This window comes from Pseudomonas sichuanensis, from assembly GCF_003231305.1.
GTDB lineage: Bacteria > Pseudomonadota > Gammaproteobacteria > Pseudomonadales > Pseudomonadaceae > Aquipseudomonas > Aquipseudomonas sichuanensis.
This window is the reverse complement of sequence record NZ_QKVM01000086.1, coordinates 1-13,614: the sequence shown is the minus strand read 5'-3', so window position 1 is coordinate 13,614 and position 13,614 is coordinate 1. Positions and strand designations below refer to the sequence as shown.

Sequence of the window (13,614 nt, the reverse complement as noted above, 5' to 3'; positions counted from 1 at the left end):
TGTTCTACTAGCATCAAGGTGTTGCTGACAAATATCCTTAAGAATCAGCACACTACCATCATGGTGTTGCTAGAAGGGAAAGGCCTATGCGGGTGTTCTACACGGATGAGAGTTTCGAGCTGAATGGCGTGCCCTTGCCAGGGATTCCGTTCCTGGCCAATGCCGGTGCAGAGCTGATCGAGTCGGCCAATCGTTACCTTTTCCACATCGCGGTCGTGCGAGGGCGCACTCGCTCTCCCGCCACCTGGCGAACCTACGCAGACCACCTCTACGAGTTTTTCTCCTTCCTCGAAGAGAACGCTTTGTTCTGGACTCGGGTGAACCAGGAGCACATTGCGGTCTGGCGCAACTCGATGCTGGATCGTGGCCTGTCCCGCTCCACGATCAACAAGCGCCTTTCGACCACCAGTGCGTTTTACACTTGGTGCGCTCGCCAGGGCTTGGCCGAACAGCTGCCATTCGAAACTCAGGATGTGCTTGTGTCAAAACCCAAGGGGTTCTTGGCCCACGTCGATGCTTCAGGGAATCGCCTGCAGGCCAATGAGTTGACCTTGCGTACTCAGCAGCAACTCCCCAAGTTTCTGAGCATCCCGGAGGCCGTCCAGTTTATCGGGGCGCTGTCGCCTCGCAGGACGCAACTGGTGGCCTACCTGATGTTGCTATGTGGTCTGCGTCGTGAGGAGGCCTGCGCGCTCGATGTTCGGGTTCTGCCGACGCCGGCCGGACATTCCCCAAGTAAGGCCATCAAGATGACGCTCGATCCGAGTCTTACGCCGACTAAGGGCTCCAAGGAGCGCTGGGTGATGGTGCCATACGACTTGGCGGGCCATCTGTTCGACTACATGATGCGGGATCGACCGAAACTAGCCGGCATGTACCACAAGCGCCATGGCGCGGAGACAACCAGGCTCTTCCTGACCCGTGATGGCGCTGAGTTGTCGCTGGATGGCTTGGATGTGACCTTTCAACGAGCCTCGGCCAAGTCTGGGGTGAAGTGCACGCCTCATCGTCTCCGACACACCTTCGGCACCTACGAATTTTTGCGCATGTCCGAGCGGCGCGGCACGGATGGCGCGTTGCACTGGGTACGGGATCGTCTGGGCCATTCGAGCATCACCACCACCGAGGTTTACGTGCATGCGGCGGACCTGCTGAAACATGATGAGGTGGACGGTTACGTTGAAGAGGTCCTGCAGCGCGTAGGGAGTCGTTCATGATTGGCAGGAAGCGGGTCGTTCGGAAAGTCGAGTCCATCACACTGGATGGCACTGTTGTCGATTTGCCGCCGTCATGGTGCTTCACCATCAGCTGTCAGCACCATGGTGAAATCCGCTTCGATTTCGATCCATGGTGCCGGCGTGATCGCGATGACCTGGTGATGCATGTACGGGATGCCGTGTGGTCGCTGCGGCATGAGCTGGTGGGAATCACCCTGCAGGGGATATTTCAGCAACTCGCCACTTACTTCTTGCCATTCTTGGATGACCTTGAGAAGAGTGGCTGCGTTGTCAGCCGCTTGAGCCAGATTGACGAGAAGGTGGTCAGAGATTTCCTGGCGTGGCTCGAGCGACGCATCGCCGGCGGGGGGCGGCGGACCGGTCAACCGCTGTCACTCTCGGCGAAGAAAAACGCCTATTCTGCGCTGAAGACAGTGCTGACCAACCGAATGAAAAAGACGCCGGAGTCGGTCAGCACTCAGTTGAGGTTCCCCAAGTCGCCGTTCCCCAATATCAATCGGTTGGTGCCGAAGCGCGCGTCCTACAGCAAGGGCGAGCAGAACAGGATCATTGCGGCGTGCAACCAAGACTTGAAGCGGATTCACAATGAAAGGGGCGAAGACTCATTGTCTCCGGCCCAGGTTTTGGCGGTGCACCTGATCGTTTTGGCATTGGCCACCGGCCGGAACTTTCAAGGCCTGCTTGAGCTGCGACGAGATAGCCTAAAACCCCATCCGCTCAAGGATCGGGAAGTTCTCATCACTGAAAAACGCCGCGGCGGTTCCACGCAGGCCGCATCATACCGGGCGCAGGCTGCCGACCAGGGGGCTGAGCAAGAGCAGATACTCACGATTCCCACCACCGTGGGCAACCACTTCCGGTGGCTGGCTGAATTCACCCGCTCACTGAGCGACGAAGCGCGCGCCGAGGATCGCGACGTCGTATTCCTGTGGCAGGTGCCCCATACCGGGCGCCACCCAAGATCCACCCGTCAGGGGCGGGTTAACCGCTTCACCCAAGTGGATGCCCGAAACGCCATCGCGGATTTCGTGGCACGACATGAACTGGTGGATGACCGTGGGGAGCGCCTTCTCTTCAGCGTCGCTCGTTGTCGCCCGACCTTCGGCACCAACCTGTATGCCCGAACACGAGATATTCGCAAAGTCCAACTCGCACTGGGCCATGCATCCGCCGAGACCACCGCACGCCACTATGTGTCGTTACCGGCAGTTGCTGAGCGGGATCATGTCTTTGTGGGTCAAGCGATGGTGGGCTGGATCACTTCCGCGGATGAGACAAAAGCCACGGCACTGGCCGCCGATGGCAGGATTCCGCTGCAGAACGTGCACGAACTCCTGAGCGGCGGATACAACACCGTCGTTGCTCGCTGCAAGAATCCCTTTCGCGAGGGAGGAGAGGTTTGCGGCAAGTACATGGTCTGCTTCAGATGCCCGCAGATGGTGGTTTTCGAGGACGATCTCTGGAAGATGTTCAGCTTCTACAACAAGCTGCTTGCCGAAAGAAACAAGATCGCCCCGCATCACTGGGTCAAGACATACGGCTGGGTCATCAAGACCATCGACAACGACATAGCAACGCAATTTCCGGCTGACCTGGTCGAGGCAGCAAAGAGCAAGGCCAGGCTGACACCTCATCCCGCCTGGGCGGTCTCTGGAGCCGCATTATGATCCCGCTGCCGCTTGACGTTACTCGCCTGGCAGATCTGACTTTCCTGCAAAAAGCACGTTTGCCTGTCTCGGCCGCCGTCGATACGGCAGGCTCGCCGGTGGTAATCAGCCGGTACGAAGATGACGTCTGGAATTTCTGGCCGTACATCTCAAGGGAGAATGCCAAGGACGGTGAAAAGCGGATCATCTGGGGTATCGCGCTGCCGGACGGTTCAAGGCTGACCGACGAGGCGCATCGCAGCTTGTTGGCCTCGGCCAAGGATTTCATTTGGTCGCTTCATGTCGATCCCATCGAGGGCGGGAAGCGCCTGGGGCTGAAGACACTGATCTCCCTGATGGGCAACCTAGCGTTTCTGCTGCGTTGGATGGTCAGTCAAGGCATCACCAGGTTTGCCCAGTTGGATGGCAGAACCCTGGAGTACGTAGTGGCAGCCAAGGATGGAAAGTCCGCCAAAAGTACCGTGATGAAGAGGTTGCTCCTGGTCGAGAAGTTGTATGCGCAGGTGGGGAAGATCGATGACTACCTGCCATCTCATCCCTGGCCATTTGAAAGTGCTGCCCTGCTGGCCGGCATGGACCAACGCATGGCCCACCGAGTGCCGAAAACGCCGGTGATTCCCGAGTCGGTGTTCGTACCGCTTGCTCAGAAAGCCATTGAGTACGTTGAGCAGCGTGCGCCGGCGATCTTGGTCGTTCAGGCCGAGGCGGAGCAGGCCATGGCGGCAGCCGAGGCGCGTGGCGTGAAAGGGCATGCCTATCGACAGGTCTTTGGTACGGAAGTGGCCAGGGCACACGGCTATGCAGGGCTCAGAGAACTGCATGCCGAAATGGCGCTACTCAGGACGGCCAGCTACATCTGCATCAACATGTTCTCCGGCCTGCGCAACTCCGAAATGATGTCCTTGGAGTCCGGGTGCATCTCAAGGGAGCCCGGAATCGATGGCAGCTACGAGTGCATCTGGTTGCATGGCACGATCTACAAGACCGGCGAGCGACCACACAAATGGCTAGTGCCGCCGATCGTGGTGCAAGCGGTCGATCTCGCCGAGCGCATGATCGAGCCTTTCCAATCGATGCTCCGGGACGAAGAGCGGAAGCTTCGCAAGCTGGAAACCATCGAGTCGAAGCATGCAAAGCGCTTGGCGGAAATATCCAGGAGCAAGAACAAGCTGTTCTTGGCGACGCACTATAGCCAGCAGGGACCGGTGGCCGTGATGCCGGGCGGCGCCGCCGTCAACAGGTGGCTGAAGGACTTCTGCCGGCATTTCCAGATCCGAGCCGACAACGGCGAAGTGTGGGACCTGGCTTCCCACCAGTTCCGGCGCACGTTCGCCTACAACTATGCTCGTTCGGAGCTGGGGGATCTGCTGTACCTAAAAGAGCACTATGGGCACTGGAGCCTCGACATGACCATGTTGTATGCCGACGGCGGGGCCGACGAGTACCAGATCGATAACGGTCTGCTGGACGACGTGGTGCGCGCTAAACAGGAACGCCAAGCGGAGATACTGGCCGGTTACCTCGACTCCGATACCCCCTTGGCCAAAGGTGAGGATTGGCTGGGCACGTGGCGCCCCATGGTTCGCACCGCCAAGAACAAGGACGAGTTGATTCAGGAGTTGAGCAGCACGATCACCCTCAACGGTACCGGGCATAGTTGGTGCGCCGGTAATGCCAAAGGGGGCAGCTGCGGTGGGCTGTGTCTGTTCGAGGCCGATATGTGCGTCGACTGCAATATGGCGCTGATCGGCCCTGAACACCTTCCTGTTTGGAAAGAAATTGCTGAGCAGCAACTAGTGGTGCTGCAACTACCCGATATGGGCGTACCGGCCAAGAGCCGGGCCAACCGCATTCTGGAGAAAGCGAATCAGGTGATCAGCAAACTCGATGGCAGTAGGTCGGAAGCATGAGCGGCGTGGACGCAGCAGGTAATCCCGAGGCGCTACGGGCGCACAAGGAAGCGTCGCAGCGGCAGACCCGCCAAGAGCTAGAGTTGGCGCTCGCTCGCCTAAGAAATGGCAATCCGCGCCGCGTTAAGCGCGGCGCTGCGATCAGCGCAACGACAGTGGCGAGAGAAGCGGGTATCGATCGCTCCACGCTTTATCGTTTCCACGAGCCCATCCTGACGGCGATCCGCAAGTTCAACGAAACCATGCCGAAGCAGCAACTGGAGGCTAAGCAAGGGGAGCTGGGGGAAGCACAGGCCAAGGCCCGCGAGTATCGGGAGGCACTCGAGGCGGCGCGAGATGAAATTACTGCATGGGCTCGTCAGAACTATTTGCTGACTCACCGCGTACGGGAGCTTGAAGCCACTATCCAGCAGCGCGACAAGCTCATAGCGGACTTGCAGACTAGATTGGCCGTGACTGCGAAGTCGGTTCCGCTGAGGTCGGTCGCCGGGCCCCGCGATCACTCCGAGTGAACCCAGGGCACTGTACTTTAAGACCGCTCTAAGCATTGCTCGCAGCGTTAGGAGTAGGTGTTCCGACTCAACCCTGTGGGTTACTGAGCCCAGATCACTTGCAGAACGCAGGTGGCTCGTCGACTACCAACCTTCTTTGCTTTGCAGGTATTGGATGGAAAACAGCAACGAGCCCGATGGCTCTCCGCTTTGCCGGTGGCGGAGATAGCGTGAGCCGCTCTAGAATGGGTTTTATAGGTCTTTATAGTCGATTATAGAAACCGCTCTGAACGCCTGTTGGCGCTGTCCGCTGGGTAGAGCAACGCGGAGGCCAAAGAGCCCAAGCCCGTCTAACGGCTGTGTAGATGATCGCTCGATCCAGCCGCACCGGCACGGTCACCCGCCTGAATTGGCTGCCCTGGCTTTTGTGGACGGGAATGTCACCGGGGAAGTTCACCAGAACTTGGAGAGTCTCTAGGAAAGCCGGGGCGATTCAGTCCAAGTAACCGTTTTAAGCTCACTTACCACTTTCTGGGCGGCTTTCTAATTGTAAGCTTCACCTGACTAGTCATAGGAAAGCCCAGGCTACTGGATTGAATCAGCTCTAGACGATCCTTTTCCATGTGATTGGTGATGTCCTTCTCCGAATCCTCGCTCCACACAACAAAACCCTCTCCCCGACCGGACAGCCGAGAGTTGAGGAAATTGTCGATGTGGGCAACACGCACAGGATCACGGGTGATGTAGCCAATCGGCACGGTTGCAGCACTATCATCGCTCGGCTGGAAGTGGTACTGCACCACAGCGAGCTGGCCGGGGATCAAGAAGATTTCAAAACGATCCTGAAGATCCGATCCTTCGAACGCGATCCCGTTTGGAATACGGTTATGGTAGGTGCTGCGCAGCTGGCCGAACTCCTTCTTGTCATCGAATGGCAGGATCGCAGTGATCTTGCCTTTGACATGTGGGGCTTCGCTCAGCTTTTCTGCTGTCTTGCGGCAGAAATCGCTCAGCAGCGTTCCATTGGCCGCCCAAAGAGGGACAGAGCTCGACAACCATAGGGCAGAGTGAATCGTACCCTCAGGCCAGTCCTTGGAGAGGTCTTCCAGCATGCGGCCTAGAGTGATTCGGTTGTTGTTGTCATACAAGGGTCCAATCATCGCCCTTGTTTCCTGGTTGCCATACCCGGTTTTGCGATCCTTGTGATCGATCAGCCATGAGTTGATGTCCAACCCTCGATCGTCCAGGTAACGTGCTAGTACCTCGTCTTTGAACTCCTGGCAGTATTCCTGTGGACTCATCCCGTCCTTGGGCATCCTGAGACTGTTGAGGTAGTCGGATATCTTGGCTTCCAGATCCATGCTTAACGGGCGCTGGCGAGTACCCCCGACTTTCTCGGCGACACGTTTGATGATCTCAACATTGCCGGCCTGCGTTGGCAACAAGCCGATTTCCAGATCCACTTGGATATTGACTGGGGCCATCTGGTCACAGGTGCCGACCTTGTAGAGTCGGGTCTTGCGGGTTTCCGACTCGGAGAGTTTCGAGAAATCTAGGAAAGCTCGGTATTGATCGCCGAAGGCATCCGCGACAGCCAGTACAGACCACCCCTTGCTTTCTGGCGGCACAGGGATCTGTGGAAGCCCCCAGCGGGTTCGGTTGTGCTGGCTTGGCGGCATGATCGTCTTGGTGAGCAGCTCGAAGATGGGGCGCTCAATCCTCTCCTCATACTTGGTGAGGCTCGGACTGGCCGATGAACTGCCCTTGGTGCGATCCATAAGCATCGATGACGGCGTCAGATGCCCATCATTGGTGTAGACCGCCAGCTTGTTACGGATGAGCGTCTCGATCAACACGTCACATTCGCGCTTAGACAGGCCGAAATAATCTCGGATCTCGCCAGGCAGCACTTCCTGCAAGGCCAGCAGCAAGCGGCAGGTAAACTCCTCAACCGCAGGAAGGGAAACCTCCTTCGTCCAAGCACAGTTGATCTGGTATTGATACGCCGGCACCAATAGGGAAATGGTGTTGCAGATGCGAAAGCCAGAGGCGTCGGCGGCTTGATATTCATCATTCATTGCGCTGGCCCTCAATCACTGTGGTGCCGTCAACGATTTCGTAATCATCTGGCGAAATGGCGTGCTGCTCGGATACATAGCGAACAACGCTGCCCAACGCGGAAGGTGCGTTCACGCCACTCCACATGCGCTTGGAGCCGATGATCACCAGGCGATCCTTGGCTCGGGACAACGCCACATTGATCCTGGATTGATCTACCAGGAAACCTTGAAGACCCTTGTCATTATTCCTAACTAAGCTGAGGATTAATAAAGCATTCTCGCTGCCCTGATAGGAATCTACAGTATCAATCCTGACGGCATCGCGCAGTGGGGCCGCCCATTCCGCTCGACTCAGTTCCTCTTCGATCAGACGTTTCTGCCCCCGGTACATCGTGATTAAGCCAATCGGCTGTGGGCTCATTGGAGTGCGCTTGGCGTTGAGCTTTTCCATGTGCTCGGGGCGTGCCAGTTGCCGCAGCAGATGCAGGCACACAGCGACCTCATGCTTGTTCACGAACTTGCCTTTCTGAGGCTCGTCTTCATTGACCGCCCGCTCCCCTGTGCCGCTGTCGATCCAGCTGACTGGTTTGTTCAAGGGATAAGGCAATTCCGAGCACCAGGGATCAGCTTTCTTGCGGAAGCTGTACAGCTCGTTGTTATAGAAGCAATGGCTGACGACCTTGCCGATCGGCTCAATCATCCGGTACTGAGTATCCAAGGCAATGCCATTGTTCACGAGAAAGGCGCGCTCAAAATCGGTTTTGAGCACCTCCCGTTCATCAATCTGCAGCTTCCTGGCGACCTCTCGTATATGTTTCTTCTCATACATGGGCGCCAACTGCTTGTGGTCACCCACCAGGAGAACACGGCGACCGCACTGCATAGCGATCATCAATTCCGAAGCTTGTGCTCGCCCTGCTTCATCAACAATGACCCAGTCGAACTCCATCTCCTCAATGTGAATACCGCCCGCCCCGATTCCCACCAGAGTGCCGCACACCAGTTGCGAGGTCTTGACCAGGAACTTGTCATAGTTCGCAGCCCCTGAGCCCAATACGTCAATCCAGTCCTGGCTGATTCCAATCAGATTGTTCAACCGCTGAAGTGCCAGCTGATTGGTGACGCCATGCTGCCGTGCCACCTGAGTGGACAGCTCGCTCCAGAACTCCGGAGCAGCAGGTGATGGTAGATTGAACTCATACTTTCGGCTGTCCATGTGGTGCTGAAGCGACTCCACACAGCTTTTGATCTTGGCGTCATAGCCCATGACCTTGTCGATGCGCGTTTCTTCACTGATTTGGCGCTTGGCGGCAATTTCATCTCTCTGCTTGGTATACGTGCGCACTCGATCAAGAATTGGGCTGATGCTGCGATGCAGTTTGGCCAATTCCTCCACCAGTTCCTGGCTGAGCATCAGGCGGGAGGAAAGCGCATTGATCCGCTTTTCATATTCACGCTGAAACTTGTAGCGAATTTGGCGCTGGATCGAACTGGAATGACACTGGAGCATTTGGTCATCGATAGCCGATTCATGACCCAGGCGAATGACGCTCAAGTCTGTACCAAGCGCTGAACACAGCTCTCGGGCCTTGATCGCCACAGTGTCTACCGAAGCATGCGATTGCCCCACCAGAAGGATATTCCCCGCCAACTCATTTTCGAACAGGTAGTGGATCAGCTTGGTGACAAAAGCGGTCTTGCCAGTGCCTGGCGGGCCCTGGAGGACAGAAATCGGGCCCTCGGAGACGGTTCGCTGGAAGGCCACAATTTGCCGGGGGTTCAGTTGCTCGAATTCAGAGTCGTATCGAGCCCTGATCGCCACTTCTTCTGGAATCTTGCCAATGACTTTCGATTGCTGTGCACCGTCCTGATCAAAATAGGCGGGCAGGTTCGAGATGCGGGATACACCATTCAGCACGCGCTCCATCGCTTTTTTGCGGCGCTCACGTGATGCATTGTTGAGTTTTGACTCAAAAATCAGCTCCGTACCAGGAGTCAGCTTTTGCTTCACGCTGCGAATGCCGGCAGAAAACATGCGCACTGCCAGTCGGGTCGAGCTGCATTCCTCGGCAACCACTTCCCCAAATGGACGACTTTCACCATCTAGGTAGATGCCGATATCACCTGCATCCTCGTTGAAGTCCAGATCCCGGCCATTCTGCGCCACATAGGGGATTAGCAGCGCTCCGGTCTGGCTCTCCTCGAAGGTCGCGTTTTCAATCTCAACCCTCATCAATTGGTCGCCCTCCGTCTCCAGCATGGCCTTCCAAATGGTGAAGGGCCTTACTGTCTGATCGACGAAAGCATCACATTCATCCTCGACAACCTCCTCGCCTTCCACCTCATCAGACTTCTTGAGGAAGCTCTGCACGGGCTCCTGGTTTAACAGGAAGCGGACGAATGCCTCTTCCGTTGCCTTGGTGGAAATACCTTTCTGAATGGCAATAGGTTGGGTGAAGGTAGCCTGAGCTTTATGGCCTGCGGAAATGTAATCGCTGAAGGATACGTCCGACAGCCATGCAGACGACAAGGTCTCTCGCACAGGGTCGAAATTGAAACTAAGTCGCTTATCCTGCGCAGTGATCTTTATGTACAGCTGCTCTGGGTTACGATCAGCACGCTCGACTTGCAGGTAGTACGCCGATTCACCTGCCTGAAGCAGCATTTCTGTAGCAGGCCACTTGAAAACGTCAGCTACGAATTTGAGGGGCTGTATTTCAGGGAGTGAGGGTTTTTTCAGGGCCTCAAGTTCGGCCTTGATGCTTTCATCCAATGGATCGATGGCTACCGGAATGCCGTTAGGCTGCTCCTTGGCCAAGGCAAACTCGATGGCTAGGGCCTTGGGAGCTTCCTCCCCCAGAAGCTCCTCAACGATCTGATAGACCGCATAGCAATCTCGCCCGAAGCTGTCGGTGCTCGCCGGATTGATCGGGCCATACTCAACGTTGTACGGATCTGACGTATCGCCAAAATCCAGGGCGTCAATGAAGATGAGGGACAGTAGCTCATCCGCCTGGCTTGGGCACACCAGAATGTTGCCTGGGTGCAGATCTCCATGTGCGAAATCTCTGCCATGAACATTGATCAGCAGGTTGCACAGCGCCGAGGCCGCCTCTAGCTTTTTTTCAAGAGTGTCCAGACCTGCAATGAAATCTGGCCAGCTTTTGCCCTCCTCAAACCGAGTGACCACAAACAGTCCGTTGCCGCTGGCAAACATGCCATGGCTCAACAGGCTCGGTAATGGTAACTCGTCTTCCAGAGTCTGCTCGATACGCTTACGCATGCGCAGAATTCGGCGATTGATGCCAGGGTTCTTGATGTCTACAACAGCCTTCGGCCAGAATTTGAGAAGTGCCTCTTCGCCTTCAAATACGCACCGATAGACCATCTTCTCAGCTGTCGTCTCAGGGATTACACCCGGTGCTGGAGGGAAGTAACTCATCAGCATGTAAGGGTTCCAGTCGGCCTTGATGAAGTCGCCTTTGGCGATCTCCTGCATGACCTCCTGTGTGTCGTCGTATTGCAGCGGTTTGCCGATTGCCAGGGTGTTTAACTCGGCAAGCATTTCCGAGGCGTTGGCAAAGCGGTTCTCCGGCTCAAGATCCATTGCCTTGGCAAAAAAAGTATTCAACTCGCCATCGAAGGGATCATTGGGTATCGAACGCCAGACGGGAATTCCCTCTTCCAGGACAAACTTGGCGCCATGAAAGCAAATCTTGTGGGCCACAAGGGCCAAGAGGTACACATCCTTCGCAAAAGGGCTGAGGACATCCCCTTCGGCCGCGTAGACATCCTCGGGCAGCAGCGTAGAGCTGCTTTTCAGGCGCTCAGCCAGATCCTTGACTGTGCCCTTGTCAGGAATGAACGCTGCATGAAAGCTTGAGGCCAGCACAATGCGCGAATCCTGTGAGTACCAAAGGTTCTGGGTATCAATATCTCGATGGGCGAAGCCCATGCTGTGCATTTCAGCAAAGGGCGCAAGTAAGGCTTTGGTCAGGTCGAGACGATCATCCACCGACCATTTATGGCCGTGAAGATTGAGATGCTGCTCAAGGCGCAGGGTGTTCTTGCGCAACTCGAACAACTCAACACAGTCGCTTGTGATGTTGTCTTCCACCATGGGAGACAGGGGCCTCAGCAGGAAGTCTTCCAGTGGGCTGTTGGCAGCGCTGGCGGTTCGGAACACAAAGTCCTCGCGGGTAACGATCCGACGCCATGTTTCGTCATCGTGAAACGCCAGGCCCAGTGCTGCCAGATCCCAGCGACGCATCATGGCTTTGCTGATGGGTGGGCCGGCGTTCGTGGCGGGGTACTCACTGAACAGGTGCTGGTCATGCACACGGTCAGGTGCAATGGCTGCCGTGTATTCAAGATATTGAAACTCTGCGAGCTCGACACGACTTCCACGAAAGAAGCTGTCAAAAATGGGCTGGTTCTGGTTCGGACGCGACCTGCCCATCTCATCGAATATGATCATCCTGACTTTCTGAACGTAATCTTCGTAGTGTTTACCGCCGATCTTCAGAAAGTCTTCCAGGGTGTGGACGAACTGACGTTCGTTTTCCGGTAGGTACTCCGGGGTAGCGCTGCCGCAGAGTACGACATGCGCCTCGACATAGGGGCAATACCCCAGCTTGTGTTCAAGTTCAGTCTTTAGGATGGCTGCCAGGCGGTAGCCCTGGTCGCGCTTACGGTGATATGCGCTTTTGCCTCGGTTCTGCTCGCCACGCTTGGTCGTTATGATCCAGTTGCCATCGTAGCTAGTCAGCTTGCCATGCCATTCCTTGAGCTCGACAACCAGCAGCCGGTCATGGGTGACGATAATAAGGTCAAATTCCATCGAGCCTTGCTTGTCGGCCACTAGCACTGAAGCGTAGCCATACCAACTGTCCCGCAGATGCTTCTGCATCTGATCCAGAGCATTTGTCTCGCTTTTGTGCAGCCCATTGCCCCGAACGATGATTTGCATATTGGCTTCCCTACTGCTGACCTGCGAGCGACCTTAAGGCGCTAGAGGCAATAGTGCCTCCATGGCAACCTGCTTGCGTTCGACCACAGCTCCTGCTGGCTTTTGAAACACTCTGTCGGTGTTGGCTTCAGACACTGGCAAAGCCTGTAAGCTTGCCCAGTGCCAAGACTGATACAAATGGAATAGGAAAACAAACGATACAACTGATCAAGTGTCAGCCCAGCCTGCCGAATTGGCGGACAGGCGAGAAAGGCGGCAAGGTTTACCGGGCCTGTCACGCACTCCAACAGGTGATCCGCCGGCTATAAAGCCCGGTAGCTCGCATAGTGGACGGCGCTCGCTGGCTGCCCGAGCTCTGGCCGCGATAGGTGACGTTGAGACTCTGCAAACTATCCTGGGCCAACAACACCTGGATCACAGCAAGCCGTACCTCAGCGTTGATCAAAACACCCTTCGCCGGGCATTCGAGCTGTGCTTGGCGTAGGTTTCGTACCGTTGCGGGCCGGGATTGAGGGTTGAAAACCGCTTGGGTGTGGGAAAATTGCGGCATTGAGTTGGGATTTCGACCAAGTCCGTTATCTTCAGGACATATTTCGTTGTGTGACCTGATGGCGCGAGCAATTAGGGCAGATTATGGCCTTTCGTTTCCGGCGACTCGTGAGACGCTGAACTCATTACGAATACCGAGGAAAGCCCATTGGACTATATCCTTGTCGCCTACGCCTTCCGGGAAGAGCTTGAGAAGCAGAAGGGCTTGGATCAACTCCCGGACCACTTGAAGAAATTTCCATGTGGCTGCTGCGGCGTGGTGTCTGAACTGCTCGGTGACTATTTCAATACGCAGCTTGGGTTGCGGGTTGAGTATGTTTGCGGCGAAAAGGACGGTGGCTCTCATGCCTGGATTGAGTTAGATGGCGTCGTCATTGACATCACCAGCGACCAATTCGAAGGACGCCCGCCGGTGTTCATCGCTGCAAAAGATAGCTGGTACACCTCTTGGGAAGAGGCATCGCGGAATTTTGCAATCCACCATCCAAGTGCCTGGACATATCGCGAAGAGCGCGAAGTGCTTCGAAAGGTGCTCAGTAGTGCCGGGCTTCCCGATCCAGACGTATAAGAAATCCCACCCATAGCAGTTCGCGAAAACCGTAGCGCATGACTTTCCGAATTCAGTGTGCTCCCCTTATGCGCAACGCATGAGGCCGATGCGGTCAGGCTCGCCCCCTACAGGGTAATAGCTGTGTTTTGCGAAACATTTGCAATGTTGGGAGAACTCGTG

The 13,614-nt window shown here is 56.1% G+C and carries 7 protein-coding genes; 5 read left to right on the top strand and 2 right to left on the bottom strand.

Going from position 1 to position 13,614, the window contains the following annotated elements:
- The first annotated feature begins 86 nt into the window (after positions 1–86).
- From DM373_RS27375 to DM373_RS27360, 4 genes are read left to right on the top strand one after another with little or no spacing between them, the layout of a single operon-like run.
- Entirely contained in the window at positions 87–1,217 is a 1,131-nt protein-coding gene (locus tag DM373_RS27375; RefSeq protein WP_009681710.1) for a tyrosine-type recombinase/integrase, read from the top strand.
- Positions 1,214–2,905 carry a tyrosine-type recombinase/integrase gene (locus DM373_RS27370; RefSeq protein WP_009681709.1) on the top strand — a complete coding sequence of 564 codons (1,692 nt, stop codon included), beginning with the start codon at positions 1,214–1,216 and terminating at the stop codon, positions 2,903–2,905. Before DM373_RS27375 ends, DM373_RS27370 begins: the two co-directional genes overlap by 4 nt.
- Positions 2,902–4,815 carry a site-specific integrase gene (locus DM373_RS27365; protein WP_009681708.1) on the top strand — a complete coding sequence of 638 codons (1,914 nt, stop codon included), beginning with the start codon at positions 2,902–2,904 and terminating at the stop codon, positions 4,813–4,815. Before DM373_RS27370 ends, DM373_RS27365 begins: the two co-directional genes overlap by 4 nt.
- On the top strand, positions 4,812–5,327 hold the full coding sequence (locus DM373_RS27360; protein WP_009681707.1) for a hypothetical protein: 516 nt from the start codon (positions 4,812–4,814) through the stop codon (positions 5,325–5,327). Before DM373_RS27365 ends, DM373_RS27360 begins: the two co-directional genes overlap by 4 nt.
- Positions 5,328–5,827: 500 nt before the next feature.
- Here DM373_RS27360 and DM373_RS27355 read toward each other — a convergent pair whose 3' ends face one another.
- Together DM373_RS27355 and DM373_RS27350 are read right to left on the bottom strand one after the other, a co-directional pair.
- Positions 5,828–7,384, bottom strand: coding sequence for a hypothetical protein (locus tag DM373_RS27355; RefSeq protein WP_009681706.1), 1,557 nt, complete (start codon positions 7,382–7,384; stop codon positions 5,828–5,830).
- Positions 7,377–12,335, bottom strand: a complete 4,959-nt coding sequence (locus tag DM373_RS27350) for an AAA domain-containing protein (protein ID WP_009681705.1) — start codon at positions 12,333–12,335, stop codon at positions 7,377–7,379. The genes DM373_RS27355 and DM373_RS27350 overlap by 8 nt, the downstream gene beginning before the upstream one ends.
- 697 nt (positions 12,336–13,032) lie before the next feature.
- On the opposite strand from DM373_RS27350, the gene DM373_RS27340 reads away from it, so the two are divergent.
- The gene (locus DM373_RS27340; protein WP_009681704.1) at positions 13,033–13,452 is read left to right on the top strand and encodes a hypothetical protein; all 420 of its coding nucleotides are present in this window, start codon (positions 13,033–13,035) and stop codon (positions 13,450–13,452) included.
- The last annotated feature ends 162 nt before the right edge of the window (positions 13,453–13,614 follow it).

Coding starts and splice junctions, on each gene's coding strand:
- DM373_RS27370 (WP_009681709.1), top strand. CDS start 1,214: ATGATTGGCAGGAAGCGGGTCGTTCGGAAAGTCGAGTCCATCACACTG.
- DM373_RS27375 (WP_009681710.1), top strand. CDS start 87: ATGCGGGTGTTCTACACGGATGAGAGTTTCGAGCTGAATGGCGTGCCC.
- DM373_RS27355 (WP_009681706.1), bottom strand. CDS start 7,384: ATGAATGATGAATATCAAGCCGCCGACGCCTCTGGCTTTCGCATCTGC.
- DM373_RS27350 (WP_009681705.1), bottom strand. CDS start 12,335: ATGCAAATCATCGTTCGGGGCAATGGGCTGCACAAAAGCGAGACAAAT.
- DM373_RS27365 (WP_009681708.1), top strand. CDS start 2,902: ATGATCCCGCTGCCGCTTGACGTTACTCGCCTGGCAGATCTGACTTTC.
- DM373_RS27360 (WP_009681707.1), top strand. CDS start 4,812: ATGAGCGGCGTGGACGCAGCAGGTAATCCCGAGGCGCTACGGGCGCAC.